The 24879-nt window shown below is 69.8% G+C and carries 23 protein-coding genes and 1 riboswitch; of the genes, 10 read left to right on the top strand and 13 right to left on the bottom strand.

Translation table 11 applies throughout. The annotated features are described in order from the left end of the window. Positions 1–13: 13 nt before the first annotated feature. Positions 14–478 (bottom strand): group II truncated hemoglobin, encoded by a 465-nt coding sequence (locus tag ACQP2Y_RS39060; RefSeq protein ID WP_433721396.1) that lies wholly within the window; start codon positions 476–478, stop codon positions 14–16. 55 nt (positions 479–533) lie between these two features. Between ACQP2Y_RS39060 and ACQP2Y_RS39065 the strand changes: the two genes are divergently transcribed. After that, positions 534–869, top strand: coding sequence for a winged helix-turn-helix transcriptional regulator (locus ACQP2Y_RS39065; RefSeq protein WP_360822524.1), 336 nt, complete (start codon positions 534–536; stop codon positions 867–869). Here ACQP2Y_RS39065 and ACQP2Y_RS39070 read toward each other — a convergent pair. Further along, a complete protein-coding gene (locus ACQP2Y_RS39070; protein ID WP_433732222.1) occupies positions 812–1705 on the bottom strand; it encodes a LysR family transcriptional regulator in 894 nt (297 codons plus the stop codon). The genes ACQP2Y_RS39065 and ACQP2Y_RS39070 overlap by 58 nt on opposite strands. A 79-nt stretch (positions 1706–1784) precedes the next feature. On the opposite strand from ACQP2Y_RS39070, the gene ACQP2Y_RS39075 reads away from it, so the two are divergent. After that, positions 1785–2519: an SDR family oxidoreductase gene (locus ACQP2Y_RS39075; RefSeq protein ID WP_433721397.1), complete on the top strand. Its 735-nt coding sequence runs from the start codon at positions 1785–1787 to the stop codon at positions 2517–2519. Here ACQP2Y_RS39075 and ACQP2Y_RS39080 read toward each other — a convergent pair whose 3' ends face one another. Genes ACQP2Y_RS39080 through ACQP2Y_RS39090 form a run of 3 tightly spaced genes read right to left on the bottom strand, consistent with a single transcriptional unit; the run spans position 2520 to position 6001 of the window. Next, positions 2520–3962 (bottom strand): diguanylate cyclase domain-containing protein, encoded by a 1443-nt coding sequence (locus ACQP2Y_RS39080; protein ID WP_433721398.1) that lies wholly within the window; start codon positions 3960–3962, stop codon positions 2520–2522. Between the two features lie 38 nt (positions 3963–4000). After that, positions 4001–5494 (bottom strand): tRNA (N6-isopentenyl adenosine(37)-C2)-methylthiotransferase MiaB, encoded by a 1494-nt coding sequence (gene miaB, locus ACQP2Y_RS39085; RefSeq protein ID WP_433721399.1) that lies wholly within the window; start codon positions 5492–5494, stop codon positions 4001–4003. A gap of 21 nt (positions 5495–5515) precedes the next feature. After that, positions 5516–6001, bottom strand: a complete 486-nt coding sequence (locus ACQP2Y_RS39090; RefSeq protein WP_433721400.1) for a hypothetical protein — start codon at positions 5999–6001, stop codon at positions 5516–5518. A gap of 139 nt (positions 6002–6140) precedes the next feature. Between ACQP2Y_RS39090 and ACQP2Y_RS39095 the strand changes: the two genes are divergently transcribed. From ACQP2Y_RS39095 to ACQP2Y_RS39110, 4 genes are all read left to right on the top strand, one after another. Then, entirely contained in the window at positions 6141–6887 is a 747-nt protein-coding gene (locus tag ACQP2Y_RS39095; protein WP_360549691.1) for an amino acid ABC transporter ATP-binding protein, read from the top strand. Positions 6888–6985: 98 nt separating this feature from the next. After that, positions 6986–7843 carry a glutamate ABC transporter substrate-binding protein gene (locus tag ACQP2Y_RS39100; RefSeq protein WP_433721401.1) on the top strand — a complete coding sequence of 286 codons (858 nt, stop codon included), beginning with the start codon at positions 6986–6988 and terminating at the stop codon, positions 7841–7843. Between the two features lie 78 nt (positions 7844–7921). Continuing rightward, complete coding sequence (locus ACQP2Y_RS39105) at positions 7922–8596, top strand: amino acid ABC transporter permease (protein WP_360549695.1); 675 nt, start codon at positions 7922–7924, stop codon at positions 8594–8596. After that, entirely contained in the window at positions 8593–9474 is an 882-nt protein-coding gene (locus ACQP2Y_RS39110; RefSeq protein WP_433721402.1) for an amino acid ABC transporter permease, read from the top strand. The genes ACQP2Y_RS39105 and ACQP2Y_RS39110 overlap by 4 nt, the downstream gene beginning before the upstream one ends. Before the next feature lie 45 nt (positions 9475–9519). On the opposite strand, the gene ACQP2Y_RS39115 is transcribed toward ACQP2Y_RS39110, so the two are convergent. Continuing rightward, positions 9520–9729 (bottom strand): tautomerase family protein, encoded by a 210-nt coding sequence (locus ACQP2Y_RS39115; RefSeq protein WP_360549699.1) that lies wholly within the window; start codon positions 9727–9729, stop codon positions 9520–9522. Between the two features lie 131 nt (positions 9730–9860). Here ACQP2Y_RS39115 and ACQP2Y_RS39120 point away from each other — a divergent pair, with 131 nt between their 5' ends. Continuing rightward, positions 9861–10709: a helix-turn-helix domain-containing protein gene (locus ACQP2Y_RS39120; protein WP_433721403.1), complete on the top strand. Its 849-nt coding sequence runs from the start codon at positions 9861–9863 to the stop codon at positions 10707–10709. 160 nt (positions 10710–10869) lie between these two features. Here the strand turns inward: ACQP2Y_RS39120 and rny are convergent, their stop codons facing one another. From rny to ACQP2Y_RS39150, 6 genes are all read right to left on the bottom strand, one after another. Then, positions 10870–12594 (bottom strand): ribonuclease Y, encoded by a 1725-nt coding sequence (gene rny, locus ACQP2Y_RS39125; RefSeq protein WP_433721404.1) that lies wholly within the window; start codon positions 12592–12594, stop codon positions 10870–10872. Positions 12595–12969: 375 nt separating this feature from the next. Then, positions 12970–13566: a hypothetical protein gene (locus ACQP2Y_RS39130; RefSeq protein ID WP_433721405.1), complete on the bottom strand. Its 597-nt coding sequence runs from the start codon at positions 13564–13566 to the stop codon at positions 12970–12972. Between the two features lie 1613 nt (positions 13567–15179). Beyond that, positions 15180–15959: a hypothetical protein gene (locus ACQP2Y_RS39135; RefSeq protein WP_433721406.1), complete on the bottom strand. Its 780-nt coding sequence runs from the start codon at positions 15957–15959 to the stop codon at positions 15180–15182. 508 nt (positions 15960–16467) lie between these two features. Continuing rightward, positions 16468–17298 (bottom strand): regulatory protein RecX, encoded by an 831-nt coding sequence (locus ACQP2Y_RS39140; protein ID WP_433721407.1) that lies wholly within the window; start codon positions 17296–17298, stop codon positions 16468–16470. Positions 17299–18060: 762 nt separating this feature from the next. Beyond that, on the bottom strand, positions 18061–19107 hold the full coding sequence (recA, locus tag ACQP2Y_RS39145; RefSeq protein WP_433721408.1) for a recombinase RecA: 1047 nt from the start codon (positions 19105–19107) through the stop codon (positions 18061–18063). 198 nt (positions 19108–19305) lie between these two features. Then, positions 19306–19506, bottom strand: coding sequence for a DUF3046 domain-containing protein (locus tag ACQP2Y_RS39150; RefSeq protein ID WP_433721409.1), 201 nt, complete (start codon positions 19504–19506; stop codon positions 19306–19308). A gap of 78 nt (positions 19507–19584) precedes the next feature. On the opposite strand from ACQP2Y_RS39150, the gene ACQP2Y_RS39155 reads away from it, so the two are divergent. Continuing rightward, the gene (locus ACQP2Y_RS39155) at positions 19585–20280 is read left to right on the top strand and encodes a GNAT family N-acetyltransferase (RefSeq protein ID WP_433721410.1); all 696 of its coding nucleotides are present in this window, start codon (positions 19585–19587) and stop codon (positions 20278–20280) included. On the opposite strand, the gene ACQP2Y_RS39160 is transcribed toward ACQP2Y_RS39155, so the two are convergent. Beyond that, a complete protein-coding gene (locus tag ACQP2Y_RS39160) occupies positions 20252–20914 on the bottom strand; it encodes a UdgX family uracil-DNA binding protein (RefSeq protein ID WP_433721411.1) in 663 nt (220 codons plus the stop codon). The genes ACQP2Y_RS39155 and ACQP2Y_RS39160 overlap by 29 nt on opposite strands. Before the next feature lie 113 nt (positions 20915–21027). Further along, positions 21028–21239, top strand: a riboswitch (cobalamin riboswitch). 132 nt (positions 21240–21371) lie between these two features. On the opposite strand from ACQP2Y_RS39160, the gene ACQP2Y_RS39165 reads away from it, so the two are divergent. Then, positions 21372–23762: a ribonucleoside-diphosphate reductase subunit alpha gene (locus ACQP2Y_RS39165; protein ID WP_433721412.1), complete on the top strand. Its 2391-nt coding sequence runs from the start codon at positions 21372–21374 to the stop codon at positions 23760–23762. Continuing rightward, positions 23763–24758 (top strand): ribonucleotide-diphosphate reductase subunit beta, encoded by a 996-nt coding sequence (locus tag ACQP2Y_RS39170; protein WP_433721413.1) that lies wholly within the window; start codon positions 23763–23765, stop codon positions 24756–24758. Positions 24759–24879 lie beyond the last annotated feature (121 nt).

The following is a 24879-nucleotide window of genomic DNA, read 5'->3' on the forward strand; positions in this document are numbered from 1 at the left end:
AACCGGATATCGCTCAGCCCGGCAGGTACGGCGGCGCCACTCCCCAGCCCCAGTGCGGCACCGGCGCCTGCTGCACGACGTCGGCCCCGGGCTGGGAATTCTGCTTGGCCAGCCGGGTCCCCCACTCCAGGTAGCCCAGGAACGCCGCCCGGAACTCCGGGTCGTCGGGCAGCCCGGCCTCGTCGGCGGCGTCCTGGATCAGCTCGATCCAGCGGCGCCGCTGCGGTTCGGTGATCGCCATGCCGAGGTGCTGACTCACCATGTGCGAGTAGCCGCCGTGCTCCTCGGTGTAGACGGCCGGCCCGCCGAAGACCTCGGCCAGCCACAGGGCGACGTACCGGAAGTGCTCGGGGTCCATCCGGGCGAAGAGCGGCCCGAGCAGTTCGTCGTCGGTGACCCGGGCGTAGAAAGCCGTGGTCAGCCGGACGAACGCGTCGGTGCCGCCGGCCCACTCGTAGAGCGTCGGTGTCTCAGCCATGGCGCCCAGCCCACCACGGGCCCGCAACCGGCCACAAGAACGCACATAATGGTGCGTGCCCAAGCGCTACTCCTGCCCGGTCGAGCTGACCGTCGACGTGATCGGCGGCCGCTGGCGCACGGTGCTGCTCTCCCATCTCAAGGAGGGTGTGCACCGCTACGGTGAGCTGCGCCGCCGCACGCCGGGCATCAGCGAGAAGATGCTCAGCCAGCGGCTGCGCGAGCTGGAGGCCGACGGCCTGATCACCCGGCGTGACCTGGGCACCGTGCCGCCGCACGTGGAATACGACCTGACCGACGAGGGCCGCACTCTCGCGCCGGTGCTGCAGGCGCTCTACGACTGGGGTGTGGACCGGGCCGGGCGCACCGGCGCGAAGGTGGACTCGCTCTGACGGTGCTTGGCGGCGATGTCGGCCGCCACCCGGACGAACGCGGCCAGCGACCGTGATGTGCTGCGCTCGGGCCAGGCCAGCATCGACACGATCGGGACGGCGTCGCTGACCGGCACGCAGACGAGCTCGCTGCGCAGCTCGTCACCGGCCGACTCGGGCAGCACGGCGATCGTCTGCCCGAGGGCGATGAGCTGGAGCAGCTGGGCGGCCTCGTGCACCACCGGGCCGGTCGCGGCGTCCGCGGGCATGCCGGGCCAGCGGGGCAGCACCTCCCCGGCCAGGTCGGCGAGCCGGATGCTGCCGCGCCCGGCCAGCCGGTGCCCGCGGGGCACGACCGCCACCTGACCCTCGACCCGCAGCTCCTCGACGTCGAAGCCGCTGGTGTCGTCGAACGGGTGATGCAGCAGCGCGGCGTCGGCCTGTCCCTCGCGCAGCAGCCGCGCCTGCTCGCCGATCCCGCACATCAGCACCTCGACACCGACCGATTCCGGCTCGGACGCGTAGGCAGCCAGGATGTCGCCCAGCAGACCGCCGTCGGTGTTCGGCTTCATCACCAGCACCAGCTTGCGGACCGGCTGACCGGCCCGCTGGGTGCGGCGCACCGAGGCCGCGACCGCGTCCAGCGCCTTGCGGCCCTCGTGCAGGAACACCGCGCCGGCCTCGGTGAGCGTCACCTGACGGCTGTCGCGCTCGAAGAGCACCACGCCCAGCCGGCGCTCGAGCTGCTTGATCGCCCGGGACAGCGGGGGCTGGGCGATGCCCAGGCGCTGCGCCGCCCGGCCGAAGTGCAGCTCCTCGGCCACCGCGACGAAATAGGACAGCTCACGCGTCTCCAGCCGCTCCATACCGCCACGGTATCGCCCGAGACCCCATCGGTCATTCCCGCGCACCGGGCCGCGATGGTGCGCTGGAGGCATGACGGAACAGACCATCGCCCTGGTGACCGGGGCGAACAAAGGCATCGGCTACGAGATCGTCGCGCAGCTCGCGGAGCGCGGCATGACGGTGTTCCTGGGCGCCCGCGACGAGCAGCGCCGGGAGCGAGCCGTCGCGGCGCTGCGGGACGCGGGCCATGTCGATGTGCACCCGATCGCTCTCGACGTGACCGACCCGGCGACGGCCCGGGCGGCGGCCGCGACCGTCGAGGAGCGGTTCGGCCGGCTCGACGTGCTGGTGAACAACGCGGGCATCAGCGGCGGCCTCACGCAGGCGCCGAGCAGCGTCGACCCGGCGGTGTTCCGCGCGGTGTTCGACGTCAACGTCATCGGCGTACTGACCGTGACGAACGCGATGCTGCCGCTGCTGCGCCGGTCCGGCGCTCCCCGCATCGTCAACATGTCCAGCGGCGTCGGCTCGCTGGCCGCGATGAGCGACCCGGACGGGTTCCTGGCGCAGATGCCGCCGAGTGCCGCGTACGTGCCGTCCAAGACCGCCCTCAACTCGCTGACCGTGCAGTACGCGAAGGAGCTGCGCAAGGAGGGGGTGCTGGTGAACGCGGCAGATCCCGGCTGGGTCGCCACCGACTTCACCGACCACCGGGCGCCCCGTACGCCGCAGCAGGGAGCGGCGATCGTGGTCCGGCTCGCGACGCTGGGCTCGGACGGACCGACCGGCGGCTTCTTCAACGACGAGGGGCCGGTGCCCTGGTGATCAGGCCAGCACGAGGCTGAGGGTGCCGATCGACTTGGACTGCTTGGCGGCGTACATGGCGAGGTCGGCCCGGCCGATCAGGTCGTCGGTGGTGGCGGCCGGGCCGGCGAAGGCCACGCCGACGCTGAGGCCGATCCGGACGGACTCGCCGCCCACGGTCAGCGGCTGCTCGACCATCTCGCGGATCCGGACGCAGATCGCGTCCACGGCGGCCCGGGGATCGGTGTCGCGGCACACCACCACGAACTCGTCCCCGCCGAACCGGCTGACCAGGTCGTGCTCGCGTACGCAGCCGCGCAGCCGGCCGGCCACCGCGATCAGCAGCTCGTCGCCGGCCGCGTGGCCGAGCCGGTCGTTGACCGGTTTGAAGCCGTCGAGGTCGGTGAAGAGCACGGCCAGCCCGGCCGGGTGGTCGGGGCGCGGGTCGGCCAGCTCGGTCTCGAGCCGTTCCAGGCAGGCCGCCCGGTTCGGCAGGCCGGTCAGGGCGTCGTGAGTGGCCATCCGGCGCAGCGCCTGCTCCGCGCGGCGGCGCTGACCGGCCAGCCGCGCGATCCGGATCATGACCAGCGGGATCACCGCGGCCGACCCGACCGCGATGAGCAGCCCGTCGCTCTCCAGGCCGAACACCACCCGGCCGCCCCCGACCACGGGGATCAGGGCCGTCATGACCCCCAGAAAGGCCAGCCGGGTCGCCGACAGGTCGTCGTCCGGCGGCCGGCCCGGCTGCAGGGTCAGCGCCGACGAGGGGTGCAGGGCCGCGCAGCCGAGCAGGGCGTACGCCACCAGGAACGGCATGTTGGTCCAGTCGGCCCGGACGCCGCTGACCGGATCGATGGTCATAGCCGCGGCGACGTTGCCGACCAGCCCCGCCGCCATACCCGCGGCCAGCATCCACAGGGCGGGCAGCCGGCCGCCGGCCACCAGTGAGACCCGTAGCAGCGCGCCGAGCGTGCCGGCCATCACCAGCACGTTGACGAACAGCGCGCCCTGCCGGCCCATCGGCACGTCGGTGGCGGTCAGCTGCGGCAGCAGTACGGTGTCCCAGAGCAGGCCGCCGAGGGCCAGCGCGGTGATGGCCGAGTCGATGACACCGCCGATGTCCCGCCGGCCGCGCCGCAACACCACGACCATCGCCCCGGCGAACATCAGCAGGTTGGCCAGGCTGAACAACACGTCCGCCAGGGAGCCGTCACCGCTGATCCGTCCCTGCGCGTAGACCACCCAGAGCCAGGCGCAGTTGCCGAGGTTGAACACCACCAGGCCGGCCAGCAGCAGCCACCAGGGCAGCCGGGCGGTGCGCGGGCTGCGCCGGACCCCGACCAGCACCGCCGGGATGGCCCCCAGGGTGACCAGCAGGAACGGGACCGTGCGGGCGTCGTACGACAGCACCGGATACCCCGCCACCAGGGCGAAGGAGATCACGGCGTACCAGCGCAGAACCACGGCTCCCGGATCGGCCGGAGGCGGTGCTTCTTGAGGCTTTAGAGCGCGCAGCCACCGGTGGTCGCCGGCAGCGGCGCCGGGATGCCCACGGTCGGCAGGCCCAGCGTCACCCCGGCGGTGCGCGGGGCCCGGCCGGCCTCGTGCGCGTCGCCGGCGCGGGTGCGGCGGTGACTCAGCGGCGCGCCGTCGGCGTTCAGGTGGTGCGGGGCCGCGTACGTGATCTCGGTGCTGACGATGTCGCCGGGCCGGATGCCGGTCAGCTCGCCGGTGGCGAAGTGCACCAGCCGGCCGTCCCGGGCCCGGCCGCTCATCCGGCCGGTGCGCTCGTCCTTGCGGCCCTCGCCGGTCGCGACCAGGACCTCGACCTCGCGACCGACCTGCTTCTTGTTCTCCGCCCAGGTGATGTCCTCGAGCGTGGTGATCAGCCGCTCGTAGCGCTGCTGGACGACCTGCTTGGGCAGCTGGTCGGCCATCGTCGCGGCCGGGGTGCCCGGGCGCTTCGAATACTGGAAGGTGAAGGCGCTGGAGAAGCGGGCCTGACAGACCACGTCGAGGGTGCGCTCGAAGTCGTCCTCGGTCTCGCCGGGGAAGCCGACGATGATGTCGGTGGTGATCGCGGCGTCCGGCATCGCGGCGCGGACCTTGTCGATGATGCCGAGGTACTTCTCCGAGCGGTAGCTGCGGCGCATCGCCTTGAGCACGTCGTCGGAGCCGGACTGCAGCGGCATGTGCAGCGAGTGGCAGACGTTCGGCGTCTCGGCCATCGCGGCGATCACGTCGTCGGTGAAGTCCTTCGGGTGCGGGCTGGTGAAGCGGACCCGCTCCAGGCCCTCGACCCCGCCGCAGGCGCGCAGCAGCTTGCCGAACGCGAGCCGGTCACCGAACTCCACCCCGTACGAGTTCACGTTCTGGCCCAGCAGGGTGACCTCGAGCACGCCCTCGGCGACCAGGGCCTCGACCTCGGCCAGCACGTCGCCGGGGCGGCGGTCCTTCTCCTTGCCGCGCAGCGACGGCACGATGCAGAAGGTGCAGGTGTTGTTGCAGCCCACCGAGATCGACACCCAGCCGGCGTAGGTCGACTCGCGGCGTGTCGGCAGCGTCGACGGGAAGACCTCGAGCGACTCGAGGATCTCGACCTCGGCGTCCTGGTTGTGCCGGGCGCGTTCCAGCAGCACCGGCAGCGAGCCGATGTTGTGCGTGCCGAAGACCACGTCCACCCAGGGCGCGCGCTTGACGATGTCGCCGCGGTCCTTCTGGGCCAGGCAGCCGCCGACGGCGATCTGCATGTCGGGGTTCTTCAGCTTGGTCGGGCGCAGGTGGCCGAGGTTGCCGTAGAGGCGGTTGTCGGCGTTCTCCCGTACCGCGCAGGTGTTGAAGACGACCACGTCAGCCGCGTCGGCGTCCGCGGCCCGCACGTAGCCGGCGCCCTCCAGCAGACCGGAGATGCGCTCGCTGTCGTGCACGTTCATCTGGCAGCCGTAGGTGCGCACGTCATAGGTGCGGGCGGCGGCGGGAGAAGTCTCGGTAGTCATGGCAATTGACCAGGGTAGTCCCTAGGCCGCCGCGGGTCGCTCCGGCGTCGGGACCGGCTTGTACCGCGAACGGCTGCACCCGGGGCCGCGGGCACAGGCCGGGTCGGAGCCCGTGCAGGGGCGGACGTGCCGGCGCTCCGTACCGTCGTCCGTCTCGACCTCGTCGACGTGCACGGCCCGTAGCGTGCCGTCCGGCTCGGCCAGCACGTACCTGGTGGGGTTGAGGGTGTCGTCGGGCAGCAGCAGGTCGGCGCCGAGCCGGACCGCGACGGCGCTGGCGATGGTCGCCTCGGTGAGCTCGCCCGGGGCCAGGAAGCACTCGATCGCCGTCGGGAAGTCGCCGCCGACGTGCCAGACGTCGCACAGCACCGCGCCGTCGACCGGAACGTCCAAGGTCGTCACCGGCCGTTGCAACGCCCCTGACAGAGCGTCCCGGACCAATGCCGCATCCAGGCGTTCCGCGACACACCAGCTCCACAGACCGTCTGTCGGATCGGCGTCAGCCATACCGCTCATCGTGGACATCCCTTCGGCCGTACACCTGCACAGTTACCGCTCCGTGACCAATCTCGGCGTGAACCGATACAACCGCGCCCATAGAGTGACCCCATCCGAGTGAACCCAACGACGGGACGGTGGTCCGACGGTGCCGACAAGCGAGCCTCTCATCGTTCTCGACGGCGTCAACAAGTACTTCGGCCCCTTGCACGTCCTGCAGGATGTCAGCCTGTCGGTCGACCGTGGCGAGGTGGTCGTCGTGATCGGACCGTCCGGGTCCGGTAAGTCGACGCTGTGCCGGGCGATCAACCGGCTCGAGCCGATCAACTCCGGCACGATCACCTTCGACGGGCAGACGCTGCCGGCCGAGGGCAAGGCGCTGGCCCGGCTGCGCAGCGAGGTCGGCATGGTCTTCCAGTCGTTCAACCTCTTCGCGCACAAGACCATCCTGCAGAACGTCATGCTGGGCCCGGTCAAGGTCCGCGGCGAGAAGCCGGCGGTGGTCCGCGAGCGCGCCATGGCCCTGCTCGACCGGGTCGGCATCGCCAGCCAGGCGGAGAAGTACCCGGCGCAGCTCTCCGGCGGTCAGCAGCAGCGCGTCGCCATCGCGCGGGCGCTGGCCATGCAGCCCAAGGCCCTGCTCTTCGACGAGCCGACCAGCGCGCTCGACCCCGAGATGGTCGGCGAGGTGCTCGACGTGATGACCTCGCTCGCCCGGGACGGCATGACGATGGTCGTGGTCACCCACGAGATGGGTTTCGCGCGACACGCCGCCAACCGGGTGGTCTTCATGGCCGACGGTCAGCTCGTCGAGTCGGCGCCCCCGGCCGAGTTCTTCGACAACCCGAAGAGCGAGCGCGCCCGGGACTTCCTCTCGAAGATCCTCACCCACTGAATGTCCACAGCGGATACCCCCTCTGCGTTGTGTGTGCAGGTTCGACAATGTTCTCCAGTTTCCAGCAATTCGCAGTTCTAAGTCAGAGGAGCGGGACGATGCGCATCACCCGAATGACGGCAGTGGTCGGGGCGTTCGCCCTGGCGATGGCCGCCGCGGCATGTGGCGGCGACGACAGCGGGTCGGGTTCCGACGCCAAGGCCAGCGGCATCATCGGCAAGGCGGCCGGCGGCAAGCTCGTGTTCGGCGTCAAGGCCGACCAGCCCGGCCTGGGCCTGCAGACCGGTGGCACGTACACCGGCTTCGACGTCGAGATCGCGAAGATCATCGCGAAGGGCCTCGGCGTGCCGGAGACCGGCATCGAGTACAAGACCACGGTGTCGTCCAACCGTGAGCCCTTCCTCCAGCAGGGCCAGGTCGACATGGTCGTGGCGACGTACACGATCAACGACGAGCGCAAGAAGGTCGTCAACTTCGGCGGCCCGTACTACATCGCCGGTCAGGACCTGCTCGTGCCGACCGCGTCGACGATCACCGGCCCGGAGTCGCTGGCCGGCAAGAAGGTCTGCTCCGTCTCCGGCTCCACGCCGGCCAAGCGGATCCAGACCGAGTACAAGGACGCCAAGCTCCAGCAGTTCGACGCGTACTCCAAGTGCGTGACGGCGCTGGCCGGCGGTCAGGTCGACGCGGTCACCACCGACGACATCATCCTGGCGGGCTACGCCTCCCAGGACCAGTACGCCGGCAAGTTCAAGGTCGTCGGCAAGAAGTTCAGCGAGGAGCCGTACGGCGTCGGCCTCAAGAAGGACGACACCGCGGGCTGTAACAAGATCAACGACATCCTGAAGGCGGCCGCGGCCGACGGCTCGTACAAGGCGGCGTGGGACAACACGCTGGGCAAGAGCGGCCAGGCGGCCCCGACTCTCGATGTCGCCAAGCTGACCAACTGCAGCTGATCTTCTGACGGACGGGCGGGGCCGGCGGCGCCGGCCCCGCCCGGTTGTTCCCTGCCGCGGCGTGAGGAAGTGAGGACGATGGACGTCTTCTCCGATCCGAGCAACTTCGACGTGTACGTCACGGGTTTCCTCTGGATCCTGAAACTGACCGCCGCCGGCACCGTGGGCGCGCTCGTGCTCGGCGTGGTGCTCGCCGCGATGCGCGTCTCGCCGGTGCCGGTCCTGCGCGGCTTCGGCACCCTGTGGGTCAACACGTTCCGGAACACGCCGCTGACGCTGATCGTGTTCTTCTGCTACTTCGGTCTGTTCTCGACCCTGGGCCTGTCCCTGGCCGACGACATCGACCTCAACAACTACTGGCTCGGCGTGATCGGGCTGTCGGTCTACACCGCCGCGTTCGTGTGCGAAGCGATCCGCTCCGGCATCAACACGGTCCCCGCCGGGCAGGCCGAGGCCGCCCGGGCGATCGGCATGTCGTTCTTCCAGACCCTGACGATGGTGATCCTGCCGCAGGCCGGCCGCGCGGTGGTCGCGCCGCTGGGCAGCATCTTCATCGCCCTGGCCAAGAACTCGACCATCGTCGGCACGATCGGCCTGGCCGAGTCCTCGAACGCGATGAAGGAACTGATCAACGCCAACGGCGACGCGGTCATCGCGATCTTCCTGGTCTTCGCCGGCACCTTCGCCCTGGTCCTGATCCCCACCGGCTACGCCTTCGGCTGGCTGGCCAACCGGCTGGCGGTGAAGCGATGAGTGCTGACGCTGTTCTCTACGACCACCCGGGGCCCAGGGCCAAGGTCCGTAACGCCGTCCTGACCGGGATCTTCGCTCTCGCCGGGCTGGCCCTGCTGTACTGGATCTACCGCAAGTTCGACGAGAAGGGCCAGTGGGCGGCGGCGCTGTGGGAGCCGTTCACCGAGTCGTCGACCTGGACCGACTACATTCTGCCGGGCCTGTGGGCGACGCTGAGCGCAGCCGCCGTGGCGATGGTGCTGTCCCTGATCTTCGGCATCGTCTTCTCGGTCGGGCGGCTCTCCGACCACTGGTGGCTCAGCGTGCCGTCCGGCGTGGTCGTGGAGTTCTTCCGCGCCGTACCGCTGCTGCTGCTGATGTTCTTCATCTTCTACGGCGTCCCGTTCATCACCGAGGCACCGATGGACCCGTTCTGGGCCGTGGTCATCGGCCTTACGCTCTACAACGGCTCGGTGCTGGCCGAGGCATTCCGCGCCGGCATCAAGTCGGTGCCCCGCGGGCAGAGCGAGGCCGGCTACGCGATCGGCATGCGCAAGAGCCAGGTGATGCGCGAGATCCTGGTGCCGCAGGCGGCCCGGGCGATGCTCCCGGTGATCGTCAGCCAGCTCGTGGTCCTGGTCAAGGACACGGCGCTGGGCTACATCATCGGCTACTCCGAGCTGCTGCAGGACGGCGTCAACACGCTGGCGGCCAACTTCGGCAACATCGTGGCGGCGGCGATCGTCGCGGCGATCATCTACATCGCGGTGAACGCGTCCCTGACCGCCTTCGCGGGCTGGCTGGAACGCCGGACCCGGCGCCAGGGCAAGGCCCCGAAGGTGACCATCGGGCCGGTGCCGGCCGCGGCGGTGCAGGCCGGCGACGCGGGCGGAGCCTGAGAGCGGTGATCCGGCGCCCGGGCAACCCCGGGCGCCGGCAACCGTTCAGCCGCCCTGCTGCAGCTTGGCCAGGGTGAGGACCTCACCCCGGATGCCCCAGCCGCCGTCGGCGACCTCGTCGACGAGCACCATGGTGTTGTCCCGTACGGCGTCGCCGAACGTCTCGGCGTACAGGTCGGTGACCCGGTGCACGAGGACCTCCTTCTGCTCGTTCGAGAGCAGCCCGGCGGGCACCTTCAGATTCGCGAACGGCATGTCGTCTCCGCATCGTGGTGATGATCGGGCCGGCGTCCGCTGACCCGGCACCAGCGTGGCGCCCGGCCGGGCGGTCAGCCAGGGGACGTCAACCCCTGGATGCGCCGGCCCGCACCGGCGACACTGGCCGGGTGAACCTCTCTGAGCTGGGCGTCTTCCTGCGATCACGGCGGGCCCGGATCACCCCCGCGGAGGCGGGCCTGCCGTCCGGGCCGCGCCGCCGGGTGCCGGGCCTGCGCCGCGACGAGGTCGCCCAGCTGGCCGGAGCGTCGGTGGAGTACTACACCGAGCTGGAACGCGGCCGCGGCGCCCAGCCGTCGGCGCAGATGCTGGCGGCTCTGGCCCGGGCGCTGCGCCTGGACGCCGACGAACGCGACCACCTGTTCCTGCTCGCCGGGCGTGCGCTCCCGGTGGCCCCCGGCACGGCCGCGCACGTGCCGCCGGCGCTGCTGACCCTGCTGGACCAGCTCGGCAGCACGCCCGCCCGGATCATGACCGACCTGCACGAGACGGTGGTGCAGAACAGGCCGGCCGAGGCACTGCTGGGTCCACCGGTGCGCGACTACCTGCACCGCTGGTTCGCCTCGCCGGCCAGCAGGTCGATCTATCCGGCGGCCGACCACCCGCATCACTCGAAGGTGCTGGTCAGCGACCTGCGCGCGGCAGTCGCCCGGCGCGGGCCTGACCCCGAGGCCCGGGACCTGGTCACCCGCCTGCACCGGACCGGCCCGGAGTTCGTCGCCCTCTGGGAGACAGGCGATGTCGCGGTACGGCGTGGCGAGCGCAAACGCATCAACCACGCGGAGCTGGGTGTGCTGGACATCAACTGCCAGAACCTGTTCAGCGAGGACGGGCGCCAACGCCTCCAGTTCTTCACCGCGCCACCGGGCAGTCCGGCCGTGGACCAGTTGCGGCTACTCGCTGTGATCGGCCAGCAGACCCTGAGCCCGTCGAGGTTCGGCCACGCAACCAGCCCTTGAGCCCATCGGGTTTCGGCCATGCAATCAGCTGGCAGGGTGAGGATGGCCGCTCATGAGCCGCCAGGCGAATGGTCAGCCTCGCCCGGACTCGGCGGGAGCGACGTCCAGTGCCATGCAACCAGGCACGACATGACCTTGATCTTGTTCTTGGACCTGGCCTTTAGCGGGCAAGCTCCGTAACCCTCGACTCGCGGACGACCGTCACCCGGATCTGGCCGGGGTAGGTGAGCTCTTCCTCGATCTGCTTGGCGACGTCGCGGGCCAGGACCGCCGCGCCGATGTCGTCCACGTCCTCGGGCCGGACCATGACGCGGATCTCGCGGCCCGCCTGCATCGCGAAGACCTTGTCGACGCCGACCTTGCCGGCCGCGATCTCCTCGATCCGCTCCAGCCGCTTGACGTAGGCCTCGAGGCTCTCCCGGCGCGCGCCCGGCCGGCCGCCGGAGCAGGCGTCCGCGGCCTGGGTCAGCACGGCCTCGATGGTCTGCGGCTGGACCTCGTTGTGGTGGGCCTCGATGGCGTGCACGACGTCCTCGGACTCGCCGTACTTGCGGGCCAGGTCCGCGCCGATCAGCGCGTGGCTGCCCTCCACCTCGTGGGTCAGGGCCTTGCCGATGTCGTGCAGGAACGCCGACCGTTTGATCGTGGGAACGTCCAGGCCCAGCTCGGCGGCCATGATGCCGGCGATGTGCGCGGTCTCGACCAAGTGCTTGAGCACATTCTGGCCGTAGCTGGTGCGGTAGCGCAGCCGGCCCAGCAGCGTCGCGAGCTCGGGGTGCAGGTCGGTGATGCCGACGTCGACCAGGGCTTCCTCGGCCGCGCGCTCGCAGAGCCGGTCGACCTCGTTCTTGGCGCTGTCGAAGACCTCCTCGATGCGGTGCGGGTGGATCCGCCCGTCGAGGACCAGCTTCTCCAGCGTGAGCCGGCCGACCTCGCGGCGCACCGGGTCGAAGCAGGAGAGCAGCACCGCCTCCGGGGTGTCGTCGATGATCAGGTTGACGCCCGTCGTCGACTCGAAGGCCCGGATGTTGCGGCCCTCGCGGCCGATGATCCGGCCCTTCATCTCGTCGCTGGGCAGGTGCAGGACGCTGACCACGCTCTCCGCGGTCTGCTCGCTGGCGATCCGCTGGATGGCGTCGACCACGATGTGCCGGGCCCGGGTGTCGGCGGTGTGCTTCGCCTCACTCTCGATGTCCCGGATCAGGATCGCGGCCTCGCGCTTGGCCTGGCCTTCGAGGGTGTCGATCAGTTCGGCGCGGGCGGCGTCGGCGGTCAGGCCCGCGACCCGCTCGAGCTCCTTGCGGCGGCCCTCCTCGGCGATGGTCAGCTCGGCCTCGCGGGCGGACAGCGCGGCCTCGCGGGCGGACAGGTCGGCGTCCATCGCGGCGAGCCGGCGCTCCCGCTCGACCAGGCGTTCCACCTCTTCGGCGTGCAGCCGCTCGCGCTCGTCGATCCGGGCCGCGCGGCGCTCGACCTCGGCGGCGTGCTCCTTGGCGGTCGCGTTGAGCAGGGCGACCTCGCGTTCGCCGCTGCGCCGGGCCGCCGTGCGGACCTGCTCCGCGTCGGACTCGGCCTGGCGGTGCGCGTGCTCGAGGATCGTGTCGGCTTCCTCGTGGGCGGCCTCGAGGACCCGGCGGGCCTCGGCCCGCGCGGAGGTGGCTTCGGCTTTGGCGGCGGCGGCTTCCGCCCGTACGGACGCAGCCTTGGCGTTCGCGTCGTCGACCTTGGCTTTGGCGGCGTCGAGGGTCTGCTCGCGGCTCTCCCGGTCGGCGGTCTTGCTCTCCTGCAGCTGACGCAGCGCCCTGGCGCCCAGGACCAGGCCGACCACCACGAAGGCGGCGAGAACGACGATCGCCACTACGAGTACCCACTCCAGGGCGGTCATCTCGCCGAGTCTCCCTTCGCCGCGCCGCATCACTGCGTCGGCTGCCTGAGGGAATGCCCGACCAAGGCGACTGACCGCAGGCGTGGCCAGCCGACGGCGCCACACGTTGGCGTCGAGGACCGACCGCGGGTATGACTGGCCCCCGCCCGCGCGGTCTGCGGGCGGCGGAGGCATCGACGGCGCCCTGCGCCTCAAGTGATGCCGTAATGTAATGCGATCTATGTTGTGCGCTTAGCCTGCGATGGTCGAGCAAACCTTGTGTAACGCGAGGCTAGGTCGCGAGTGCCGCTTCGGTCAAGGACTCATGATTCGGCAGCGGATGGGACGTACGGCACAGACCCGCTCACGCCCTGCTCAAGTACGTTGGGGGGCAATTCAGGCGTAGCGGGCCCAGACGTCGCGCATCGGCTCCCACTTCTCGCCGGTCCCTTCCTTCCAGTAAGCAAGCAGGTAGGCAGCCACCGGAGTGGCGGAGTCGTCCCACCAGATGCCGGCGACGGTCTTGCCCGAGGCCTGGTACGCGTACTCCACGTAGTTGCCGTTGCTACGACCGGACGGAGTGGCCCGCTCAACCGCGGCGCCGCCGGCACCGGGCGTGAGGGTTCGCGCATCGACGTTCTGCCCGAGGGTCTTGACCCGGGCCTTGTCCCGGTCGGCGATGGTGGCGTACTCCACGAAGATCACACTCATGGCGTCCATCTCGCAGCGGACCCGGGCCTTCTCCCCCTTGTTGAGCACGGGGCCGTCCTTCTCCCCGTTGCGCTGGCAGCCGGAGAGGTGAGGAAGCCAGCCCTGAGCGACGGGGGCGAGCGGGCCGGCGAACTTCGGCTGGTTGATCGTCACCTGGTTCTGCTCGTACGGCGGCAGGACTGCTGCGGGTCCGGTCTGAGCTGGTGTGGATTGGGTGGGAGCTGGGGTGGCGGGGTCGGCGGTGGACCGGCCCAGGAACCAGCCGCCGGTGCCGAAGATCACCAGGCCGGTCAGGAGGCCGGCCAGGGCTGGGAGGAGGAGGCGGCTTTTGGGTTGCTTGGGGGTTGGTTCGATGCGGGGGCCGGGGTTGTAAGAGGGAGAGACCGAGAAGCCGTACGGGTCCGGGGTGGGGCCAGAGGTGGGGTCGGTGGCGGACCAGCTTGGGGGGCTGGAGGTTGGGCCTGGGCCTGGGCCTCCGGAGGTTGGTGTCAGGCCGTAGGCCGGGGTTGGTCCTGCGCCTGATGTTGGGGTGGCGCCGTAGGGGTGGCTTGGGGCTGCGCCTGAGGTGGGGGCGGCGCCGTAGGCCGGGTCGGCGGCCGAGATTGGGACGGCACCTGAGATCGGCGCGGCGCCATAGGGCTGGTCCTGGCTCGACGTCGGGCCGGCTCCTGAGGTCGGCATCGCGCTGTAGGTCTGGCCCGGGACTGCGCCTGAGGTGGGGGCGGTGCCGTAGGCGGGGTCGGTGGCTGAGATCGGGCCGGCTCTTGAGATCGGCGCAGCGCCATAGGCGGGGTCGGCACCCGAGATTGGGGTGGCTCCTGAAATCGGCGCGGTGCCGTAGGTTTGGTCTTGGCCCGACGTTGGGCCGGCCCCTGAGGTCGGCATCGCGCTGTAGATCTGGCCCGGGGCAGCGCCTGAGGTGGGCGCGGCGCCGTAGGGCTGGTCTTCGCCTGGGGCGCTCGGTGTCGCGGCGAAGGGGGGCGTTCCCGCTACGAAGGCCGGGTTACTGACGGCGGCCGGATTGGCCCTCGGGTCCCCGTAGACAGGATCCGCTCCGAAACCCTGCTGGCCGTAGGCACCGCTCACCGGCTCGGTGCCGCCGTGAAATGGGCCATAGCCCCCCGCTCCGCCGCTCTGAATGGGCGATGCGCCGCTTGTGACCCCATTTGCAGGCGTGGGCATCGCGGCTCCACCGGTGGAGCTCGAAGCGACCGGGTGAGTGATCGGAGTCTGGTCTCCGCCGGGGTGGGCGCCTTGCGGAGAGGTCGGCGGCGTCGCGGACTGGTGAGCCTGCGCCGGACTGTGCTGGTGCACCGGGCCAGCGGGCTGAGCAGGGATTTCCGTGCCGGCGGGCGACCCGGGAACGAATGGCTTCGCGGAGTCGGCGGGGCCGGAGTGCTGGACGACCTGAGCCGTCGCGTCGGCGTCCTCGCGAAGCGGGCCGCCACCGCGCCGAGCAGGGTGGGAGTCGTCTGTCACGACGCAGCAGATTACCAGTCCGCGGCCATCGCCGACGCCCCGGAAGATCCATCTACAACGATGGACCCGCAGCCTGGCTGGGCTGCGGGTCCATCGTCTTACAGATGCTGGGTACCGCGGCGGTCCTGCGATCAGCGCGACACCTTCACGAAGCTGCCGCGAGTGCCGAGCCTCAATCGCCTGCGCGGCCCAAGCCTCTCCGATCAGTGCGACTCGTTGACGAAGGTCCGCCAGTGCCCGGCTTCTTATCGCCGGACCAACGCAGGCCTCTTCGATCAGCGCGACACGTTGACGGCGCGGCCACCACGACGATGCCGTTGGCCCCGCTGACCTCGGCGACTCCCACTGCCGGGCGTCGATCGAAGGTGGCGCGAGTGCCCGGCCGGTCAGGACCGGGCACTCGGATGCCGGCTGGATCAGGCGTCCGCGCCTTCGGGGCGCCGGCGCCGCGTCACGAGGACGAGGCCGACACCGCCGGCGGCGATCGCGGCGCCGAGGCCCGCGATGCCGATGACGTTGATACCGGTCACCGGGAGGCCACCGCCGCCGGAGTTGGAGCCGCCTCCGCCACCCGCGGTGTTGGAGTCGCCGTTGTTGCCACCGTTGCCGGAACCGCCGTTGCCGGAGCCGCCGTCGGATTCGTCGTCGTCGGAGCCTGAGCCGCCACCGGTGCCAGAGTCGGGCGGAGTGGTCGGGTCGGTAGGACCGGAGCCACCGCCACCAGGCTGCTCGCCACCGGGATCTTCACCGCCCGGGTCCTCGCCACCCGGGTCTTCACCGCCTGGATCTTCGCCACCTGGGTCCTCGCCACCCGGATCTTCACCGCCCGGGTCCTCGCCACCTGGGTCCTCGCCACCCGGATCTTCACCGCCCGGGTCCTCACCGCCGGGCTCGCCACCCGGGTCTTCGCCACCGGGCTCGCCACCCGGCTCCTCGCCGCCACCGCCGCCGCCCGGCGGGTCCTCTTCCGCCTTGGTGGCCTTGTCATCGTCCCCCGCGGCGGCCGGCTCGGTGAGCACGACGACGCCCCGCATGGAGTCCGTGATGGTCGAGGCATTGGCAGCGTTGGCGCCCGCGAGGGCGGCCACACCAACGGCGCCGATGATGACGCCCAGTCGAGCCGCAGCACGCACGCCGCGATGGCGTGCGAGTCGATTCGTCTTCATTTTCCTCCCCGTACTGTGGAGGACCACCATCCGCAATGGACACCGGTCCCCGTAGTCCGGGCTGTAACTTACCGGCGATCATGGCCCGACTTCTATCCACGGTTGACAATATGACAGAAGTCGGACACCTCGCCGATCGGGTATTCCCCTGAGCGCCGAGAGAGCTGCCCAATTCGCTGGCCACCGTGCGCATCAAGCAAGCACCACCAATGTGATCGGTCACCATACGAGTGCCCACCTGACCGGCACGGCGAATTGACGCGTCGATGCTGATCACGTGCTTGACGAGCCGAAATCCTGGCGCGCTCGACTCCTCCAGCGCCTAGCCCGCCTCGCCGCCGAAACCTGACAGGCACAGCAAGGTGGCGACTCCGACGAAGGATCGCGTGAACAGCACACGGTTACTACACGATTACTTTCGTGACTAGCGCGGCGACCCAGCCACCATTACTTGCGTTTAGCGCGACGCTTGGCCCACGGTTGACAAGTCCCGGGTGGTCTCATCGCGATAACAATTGAGCGTGCCTTTAGTAAGGACTCAGGACAGAGTGTCGGTGGCTTCGTCCGCGAGAGCGTCCGCGTCGATCTGGTCGGCGAATTCAGCGGCTTCCTCGTCACGCGCGGCAAGTGCTTCCTTGACCGCCTGGATGGCTACGCCGGCCGGATAACCTTTGCGGGCCAGCATGCCCACGAGCCGGCGGAACACCTGATCAGGCGTGCCCCTCGCCGAACGCAGCTTGCGGTCGACCAGGGCGCGCGCTGTGGTCGCCTCGGCCTCGTCGTCCAGCGTTTCAAGGGCTTCGGTGGCCACTTCGGACTCGACGCCGTGCTGGCGCAGTTCGTTGGCCAACGCCCGGCGGGCCAGGCCCCGACCCTGGTGCCGGGTCGACACCCACATCCGCGCGAACGCGGCGTCGTCGATGATCCCGACCTCGTCGTAACGGTCGAGGACCTCGGCGATCACCTCTTCGGAGATCTCCTTGCGGGCCAGCGTCTTCGCCAGCTCGGCCCGCGTGCGCGGCCGCACTGCGAGTTGCCGGAGACAGATGTCGCGGGCCACCTCGGACTCGCTCCGCGGAGGCTCAGGAGGACGCTCGGAAGCGTCCTTCCCGGCACGGCCACCGTCACCACTTCCGGAACGCCCGCCGCCGGCCCCGGAGCGATTACCGCTGCCGAACGCACGACTCCCGGAGGAACCGAAAGCGCCGGACGAAGAACCACCGGACGAGCCGCGGCGGCGCCGATTCCCGGCTGTGCCGCGTTCCGGATCCTCAGACCCGAGCTCGCCGCCGGACGAATCGTCCTGCGCGGGCCGCGGCGGGATCGCGTCCCAACCGCGCCCGGACCTCGCACCACGTCGACCGGCCATACCTCAGCTCCGCTCCGCCACAAACTTGGTATCCGGCTCGCGCGCAGACGACCACACGCGGCCAGGAACTCGCCCTGACATCGGACGCGGCATCCGTGAGGACATCGTCACGGACGTCGACCTGCTGCTCGCTTGGCATCGGCCGACGCACCAGCGCGAACGCTGGAAGCCAGACCAGCATCCATCTGTGGCGAGGTCATCATCGCGCGATGATCCGGGCTGTCCGCCCGGTCAGCCGCTGCTCTTCGGCCCGCTTGAGATTTACCGCCCACGAGCAACCCGCCGTCCTTGGCCAGGTCCGGCGTCAGGTCGGCCAGCCTCAAGTCGCCGGGCCGCACCCACGCCAGGTCCGCCAGCCTCAAGTCGCCGGGCCGCACCCACGCCAGGTCGGCCTGCATCGAGTCGACGGCCTACACCCCGCGTCAGGTCCGCCCGCGACAAGCCCACGGACCGCACCGGCATCCGATCCGCCAGCATCAGAAACCGGGCACCACCGGCCAGACCTGCGACCGCCTCAGCCTCAACGACCAGCCGACCGGCCATGCCTGCGCCGCGTCCGCCAGCGTCAAGTCGACCGCCTGCATCCGGTCCGCCGGCCCCACCTGCATTCGGTCCGCCGGCCGCGACTGCATCCGGTCCGCCGGCGTTCGGCCCACCGGCGGCGACTGCATCCAGCTCATCTGCCGCGGCGGTGTTCGGGTTGAGGGGTGAACCCGGCCCTCGCGGGCCGGGTTCGGCGAACTGTGGCGGCGTTCGCATCGGTCAGAAGTCGACCGGGGGCAGCTCCGGGCCGCCGGCGGCGTCGCCGGTGGTCTGGCCGACGCCGAGCTTCTCCAGAATCTTCTTCTCGATCTCGGCCGCGACGTCCGGGTTCTCCTTCAGGAACTCGCGCGCCTTCTCCTTGCCCTGGCCCAGCTGGTCACCGTCGTACGTGTACCAGGCGCCAGACTTTCGCACGATGCTCTGCTCGACGCCGACGTCGATCAGCGAGCCCTCGCGGGAGATGCCCTTGCCGTACATGATGTCGAACTCGGCCTGCTTGAACGGCGCGGCGACCTTGTTCTTCACGACCTTGACGCGGGTGCGGTTGCCCACCACGTCCGTGCCGTCCTTGAGGCTCTCGATGCGGCGCACGTCGAGGCGCACCGACGAGTAGAACTTCAGGGCCCGGCCACCGGTCGTGGTCTCGGGCGAGCCGAACATGACGCCGATCTTCTCGCGGAGCTGGTTGATGAAGATCGCGGTCGTGCCGGAGTTGTTGAGGATACCGGTGATCTTGCGGAGCGCCTGGCTCATCAGGCGGGCCTGCAGACCCACGTGGCTGTCGCCCATCTCGCCCTCGATCTCGGCGCGCGGCACGAGCGCGGCCACCGAGTCGATGACGATGATGTCGAGCGCGCCGGAGCGGATCAGCATGTCCGCGATCTCGAGCGCCTGCTCACCGGTGTCGGGCTGGGACACCAGCAGCGCGTCGGTGTCGACGCCGAGGTTGCGGGCGTATTCCGGGTCGAGCGCGTGCTCCGCGTCGATGAATGCCGCGATGCCGCCGCCGCGCTGGGCGTTGGCCACCGCGTGCAGAGCCACCGTCGTCTTACCGCTGGACTCCGGTCCGTAGACCTCGACGACGCGGCCGCGCGGCAGACCGCCGACGCCGAGCGCGATGTCGAGCGCGATGGAGCCGGTGGGGATGACGGCCATCTGGACGACCGGCCGCTCCCCGAGGCGCATCACCGAGCCCTTGCCGAACTGCTTGTCGATCTGCGCGAGAGCAAGATCGAGCGCCTTGTCCCGATCAGGTCCTGCCACCATGTCCGCCACCCCTGTATTCGACTTTCCGGGCGCCTTCGCCGAAGAGCTTCTGTTCATCACGCGGGTCACGCTAGACCTAGGGTCTGACAAAAACCGGTGCCCGGCCGTGTCCTGTGGATGACCACGCCGCTGAGGACAATAGCCGAACAGGTGTACGACTACGAGCGACACGCCAGAACAAGCGTACTAAAAAAGGGGTCAGCGCAGCCTGGCAGGCACCCGATCGGGGTACGCGGAAACCACCGCACGCCAGATAGTAACCGTCTCAACACCCTGAGCTATGGATTCGTTAATGGTGCGCCCGTCGAGCGCCGCAAAACTCTGATCCGCGGCGAGACTCCGCGCGTAAGCCGAGCCGAAGGCCTGTTCGAGGCGCCCCCAGAATTCTGTCAACCGCACGGGAAAAGCGTACCTGCGGGGTCTCGGCGGTCCCGCTCGACGGCACGCTGAGACACACATCACTATGTGCTGGTGACAGTGGACGTTCTCGACCGGCCGAGCTGGGCCGCACTCACCGGCCCGCACGCGCGGTTCGCCGGCATCGTCGGCCGGGCCGCTCGCTACCACCCCGACGTGGCGCCGTTCTTCGCTCTCGAGGACCCCGCCGATCCTCGATGCTGGAACGACCTGGCAGTGCTGGCCGGCCCCGGCACCGAGTTGTCGATCACAGCGAATCCGCCGCGCGACCTGGGCTGGGAGGTCCGAGGCACCAGCGCCACGCGGCAACTGGTAGATGCAACCGTGCGGGCCGTAACGGATCCGGAGGCCGTCGCGCTGACCGCGACCGACGTCCCCGAGATGATCGATCTTGTGCGCCGGACCGGACCGGGCCCGTTCCGGCCGCGCACGATTGAGCTGGGCACTTACCTCGGCATCCGACACGGCGGCGCGCTGTTGGCGATGGCCGGCGAGCGGATCCGGCCGCCGGGCTGGAGTGAGATCAGCGCGGTCTGCACCGATCCCGGCTATCGCGGTCGCGGCCTCGCGGCACGACTGGTGCTCGCCGTCGCAGCCGAAATCTATGAGCGGGGCGACCGACCGTTCCTGCACACCATGGCAGCCAACACTGCAGCGAACCACTTGTTCGCGGCGATCGGCTTCGTGCGGCGCAAGGAGAACGTGAACGTGTCGTTGCGCGTACCGGTCAGCCCAGGACTGTCGCCGCGACCTTGAGGTCGTCGACCAGGCCGTTGTAGGCGGCGTCCCGGTCGTCGGCCCGCAGCACCGCAGACGGGTGGATCGTGGCCAGGGCACGCGACTCGGCGACCGGGAAGTCCTGCGGGCGCTGCGCCGACGCCGGCCAGGGCAGCAGCTCGCCGCGTGACCTGGTGACCCGGAACGACGGTCCGAACAGGGCCTTGGCCGCGGTGGCCCCGAGCGCCACCACCAGATCCGGCTTCAGCTGCGAGAACTCGGCGACCAGCCACGGCCGGCAGGCCGTGATGTGCGCCGGGCCCGGAGTCTGGTGGATGCGCCGCTTGCCTCGCAGCTCGAAGCGGAAGTGCTTCACGGTGTTGGTCAGGTAGATGATCGACGGGTCGATGCCCGCGTCGCCCACCGCGTCGCGGAGGAGCCGGCCGGCCGGGCCCACGAAGGGCAGGCCCTGCTGGTCCTCGATGTCGCCAGGCTGCTCCCCCACCAGCACCAGCCGGGCATGTTCGGCGCCGCGGCCGAAGACCACCTGGGTGGCGTTCTCGTAGAGCTCGCATCCGCGGCAGCCGGGCGCCGCCGCTTTGAGTTCGTCGAGGCTCTTCGCGTCGGCGGGGATGAATTCCTGCGCACCGGGCGGGGCTTGCGTCGTAGCCATGCACACGTTCTACCCCGTCGCGTCCGGTCCACGCGCGCAGGCCCACCTGATCGGGCATGATCCGACACGCCGACACGACATATGGTGTTGTACATCGGCTGTCGCACCTAGATATGGTGTTGCCCGCAGCTGGTTCGCCCGTCCCTCCAGGACGGCGCGAGGCAAGAGGGAACCCGGTGGAAGACCGGGACTGCCCCCGCAGCGGTGAGCGGGAACGACCGCCGTCATCAAGCACTGGGCCCGGGCCCGGGAAGCGACGGCCATTAGGCGACCGGCAACGGTCAGGCCCGCGAGTCCGAAGACCTGCCAGCGCGCCGCACGCTTTCGCGTGCGGCGGTCCGAGGCCGCGTGGGACGGCCGACGCCACTTCAGGTGTACGCGCACAGCCGCGTCCACCGGCGTCCTCCTGCGCGCCCGAAGACCGTTCCGCCAACGGGCTCGCGAGGAGAGAGAGTTCATGACGGTCACGCAGGACAAGACTGCGTACGATCCGGCCGTGCCGGAGCAACGCCGGCACGCGATGCAGGTGCGCAAGCGCAATGGTGAGACCGAGTCGGTCGACGTCAACAAGATCGTGCGGGCGGTCGAGCGCTGGGTCGCCGACCTGGACGAAGTGGATCCGCTGCGGGTGGCGACCAAGACCATCAGCGGGCTCTACGACGGCGCGACCACCGCGGAACTGGACAAGCTGTCGATCCAGACGGCCGCAGAGCTGATCGGCGAGGAGCCGCAATACTCGCGACTGGCGGCCCGGCTGCTGGCGGCCTTCATCGACAAGGAGGTGCGCGGGCAGGGCATCGCGAGCTTCAGCCAGGCCATCGCGCACGGCCACGCGGAGGGGCTGATCGGCGACGCGACGGCTGCCTTCGTGGCCAAGAACGCCCGCAAGCTCGACGATGCCGTGGACCCGGCCGGCGATCTGCGCTTCGAGTACTTCGGGTTGCGGACCGTCGCCGACCGTTACCTGCTGCGTCATCCGCAGTCGCGGCTGGTCATGGAGACGCCGCAGTACTGGCTGCTGCGGGTCGCCTGCGGCCTGTCGACCAACGCCGGTGAGGCGATCGGGTTCTACCGGCTGATGTCGTCGCTGGCCTACCTGCCGAGCTCGCCGACGCTCTTCAACTCCGGCACCCGGCACACCCAGATGTCGTCGTGCTTCCTGGTCGACTCGCCGAAGGACGAGCTGGACTCGATCTACGAGCGGTATCAGCAGGTGGCGCGGCTCTCGAAGTTCGCCGGCGGCATCGGCATCTCCTGGTCGCGGATCCGCGGGCGCGGCGCGCTGATCCGCGGCACGAACGGACAGTCCAACGGCATCGTGCCGTTCCTGCGCACGCTCGACGCCAGCGTGGCCGCCGTCAATCAGGGCGGCCGGCGCAAGGGCGCAGCCTGTGTCTACCTCGAGCCGTGGCACCCGGACATCGAGGAATTCCTGGAGCTGCGCGACAACACCGGCGAGGACGCCCGCCGGACGCACAACCTGAACCTGGCCAACTGGATCCCCGACGAGTTCATGCGCCGGGTCGAGGCCGACGAGATGTGGTCGCTGATCGATCCGTCGGCCGTACCGTCGCTGCCTGATCTCTGGGGTGCCGACTTTGACGCGACCTATCGGGCCGCGGAGGCCGCCGGGTCCGTCGTGCGTCAGGTCAAGGCGCGCGATCTGTACGGCCGGATGATGCGCACCTTGGCGCAGACCGGCAACGGCTGGATGACCTTCAAGGATCCGTCGAACCGGCTGAGCAATCAGACCGGCGTCCCGGGCAACACGATTCACCTGTCGAATCTGTGCACGGAGATCCTGGAAGTCAGCTCGGACGACGAGACGGCCGTCTGCAATCTCGGCTCGATCAACCTCGCCGGGCATCTGAGCGGCGACGACGTGGACTGGGAGAAGCTGCGGGCGACGGTGCGGACGGCGGTCGTCTTCCTGGACCGCGTCATCGACATCAACTACTACCCGAGCGCCGAGGCCGCGGCCAGTAACCCTCGGTGGCGTCCGGTCGGGCTCGGGCTGATGGGCTTGCAGGACGCGTTCTTCGCGCTGAGGCTGCCCTTCGACTCTGCTGCGGCGCAGGAGCTGAGCACGCGGGTCGCCGAGGAGATCTACCTGACCGCGCTGGAGAGCTCGGCCGAACTTGCTGAACAGTCGGGCGCCCACCCCGCGTACCCGCAGACCAGAGCGGCCAAAGGTGACCTGCAGCCAGATCTCTGGGGTGTGACGCCGATGCAGACCGCCCGGTGGGCGGCGGTGCGGCAGCGGATCGCGGTCACCGGGCTGCGGAACTCGCTGCTGATCGCGATCGCGCCGACGGCGACGATCGCCTCCATTGCCGGCTGCTATGAGTGCATCGAGCCGCAGGTCAGCAACCTCTTCAAACGCGAGACGCTGAGCGGCGAGTTCCTGCAGATCAACACCTATCTGGTACGGGAGCTGAAGGCGCGCAACCTCTGGACCGCAGCCGTCCGCGAGCAGATCAAGCGCGCCGAGGGCTCGGTGCAGGGCATCTCCGCCCTGCCTGCCGACGTCCGGGAGCTCTTTCGCACGGCGTGGGAACTGCCGCAGAAGGCGCTCATCGATGTGGCCGCGGCCCGGGCGCCGTACGTGGACCAGTCGCAGTCGCTGAACCTCTTCTTGAGCGCGCCGACCATCGGCAAGGTGTCGTCGATGTACCTCTACGCGTGGAAGGCCGGCTTGAAGACCACGTACTACCTGCGTTCGCGGCCTGCGACGCGCATCCAGCAGGCGACCGTGGCCGTCGCGCCGACCACGCCGTCGCCGGTCGGCGATGACGAGGCCGTGGCCTGCTCCCTGGAGAACCCCGAGTCGTGTGAGGCGTGTCAGTAGATGTTGCTGGATCCCGGAATGGACCTGACCCTGCGGCCGATGAAGTACCCGCATTTCTTCGACCGTTTCAAGGACGCGATCAAGAACACCTGGACCGTCGAGGAGGTCGACCTGCACACCGACCTCGCCGACCTGGCCAAGCTGTCGCCCGCGGAGCAGCACCTGGTCAGCCGCCTGGTCGCCTTCTTCGCCACGGGCGACACGATCGTCGCGAACAACCTGGTGCTGAACCTCTACCAGCACGTCAACTCGCCGGAAGGACGGCTCTATCTGTCGCGGCAGCTCTTCGAGGAGGCCGTGCATGTGCAGTTCTATCTGAACCTGCTGGACACCTACGTGCCCGACGACGCGGAGCGGGCGGCGGCCTTCGACGCGGTGGAGAAGATCCCGTCGATCGCCCGCAAGGCCGAATTCTGCTTCCGGTGGATCGACTCGGTCTTCGAACTGCGGGAGCTGCGGACCAAGGACGACCGGCGGGCGTTCCTGCTCAACGTCATCTGCTTCGCCGCGTGCATCGAGGGCCTGTTCTTCTACGGCGCTTTCGCCTACGTCTACTACCTGCGGTCGCGCGGGCTGCTGCACGGCCTCGCTTCGGGTACGAACTGGGTCTTCCGCGACGAGTCGATGCACATGGCCTTCGCCTTCGACGTGGTCGAGCAGGTGCGCGCGGAGGAGCCGGATCTCTTCGACGAGAAGATGGAGCAACAGGTTCGCGACATGCTGGCGGAGGCCGTCGAGTGTGAGGTGCAGTTTGCGGCGGATCTGCTGGAACAGGGTGTCTCCGGCATGTCGCTTGCCGACATGCGCGAATACCTGCAGCACGTGGCGGACCGTCGGCTGGCGCAGCTCGGCATCGCCGCGGTCTACGGCTCGCAGAACCCGTTCGCCTTCATGGAACTGCAGGACGTGCAGGAGCTGTCGAACTTCTTCGAGCGCCGGGTGTCGGCTTATCAGGTCGGCATCAGCGGGTCCGTGAGCTTCGACGACGACTTCTGATCGCCGGCGCCGGGCACTGCCGTTCGCCGCATCGCGGACGGCAGTGCCGGCGCGTTCCAGCCGCTGTCCCGGCCGGCTACTCGCCGGTGGCCGCCTGCACTCGTCGACACCTGTCGGAGCC

This window comes from Actinoplanes sp. CA-051413 (assembly GCF_050955795.1).
Taxonomy (GTDB): Bacteria; Actinomycetota; Actinomycetes; order Mycobacteriales; family Micromonosporaceae; genus Actinoplanes.

Excerpts from the sequence above, each read along its gene's own strand:
- ACQP2Y_RS39075 (WP_433721397.1), top strand. The coding sequence starts at position 1,785 with ATGACGGAACAGACCATCGCCCTGGTGACCGGGGCGAACAAAGGCATC.
- ACQP2Y_RS39160 (WP_433721411.1), bottom strand. The coding sequence starts at position 20,914 with ATGGCTACGACGCAAGCCCCGCCCGGTGCGCAGGAATTCATCCCCGCC.
- miaB (WP_433721399.1), bottom strand. The coding sequence starts at position 5,494 with ATGACTACCGAGACTTCTCCCGCCGCCGCCCGCACCTATGACGTGCGC.
- ACQP2Y_RS39135 (WP_433721406.1), bottom strand. The coding sequence starts at position 15,959 with ATGGTGGTCCTCCACAGTACGGGGAGGAAAATGAAGACGAATCGACTC.
- ACQP2Y_RS39060 (WP_433721396.1), bottom strand. The coding sequence starts at position 478 with ATGGCTGAGACACCGACGCTCTACGAGTGGGCCGGCGGCACCGACGCG.
- recA (WP_433721408.1), bottom strand. The coding sequence starts at position 19,107 with ATGGTGGCAGGACCTGATCGGGACAAGGCGCTCGATCTTGCTCTCGCG.
- ACQP2Y_RS39140 (WP_433721407.1), bottom strand. The coding sequence starts at position 17,298 with ATGGCCGGTCGACGTGGTGCGAGGTCCGGGCGCGGTTGGGACGCGATC.
- ACQP2Y_RS39170 (WP_433721413.1), top strand. The coding sequence starts at position 23,763 with ATGTTGCTGGATCCCGGAATGGACCTGACCCTGCGGCCGATGAAGTAC.
- rny (WP_433721404.1), bottom strand. The coding sequence starts at position 12,594 with ATGACCGCCCTGGAGTGGGTACTCGTAGTGGCGATCGTCGTTCTCGCC.
- ACQP2Y_RS39105 (WP_360549695.1), top strand. The coding sequence starts at position 7,922 with ATGGACGTCTTCTCCGATCCGAGCAACTTCGACGTGTACGTCACGGGT.
- ACQP2Y_RS39115 (WP_360549699.1), bottom strand. The coding sequence starts at position 9,729 with ATGCCGTTCGCGAATCTGAAGGTGCCCGCCGGGCTGCTCTCGAACGAG.
- ACQP2Y_RS39165 (WP_433721412.1), top strand. The coding sequence starts at position 21,372 with ATGACGGTCACGCAGGACAAGACTGCGTACGATCCGGCCGTGCCGGAG.
- ACQP2Y_RS39110 (WP_433721402.1), top strand. The coding sequence starts at position 8,593 with ATGAGTGCTGACGCTGTTCTCTACGACCACCCGGGGCCCAGGGCCAAG.
- ACQP2Y_RS39090 (WP_433721400.1), bottom strand. The coding sequence starts at position 6,001 with ATGGCTGACGCCGATCCGACAGACGGTCTGTGGAGCTGGTGTGTCGCG.
- ACQP2Y_RS39100 (WP_433721401.1), top strand. The coding sequence starts at position 6,986 with ATGCGCATCACCCGAATGACGGCAGTGGTCGGGGCGTTCGCCCTGGCG.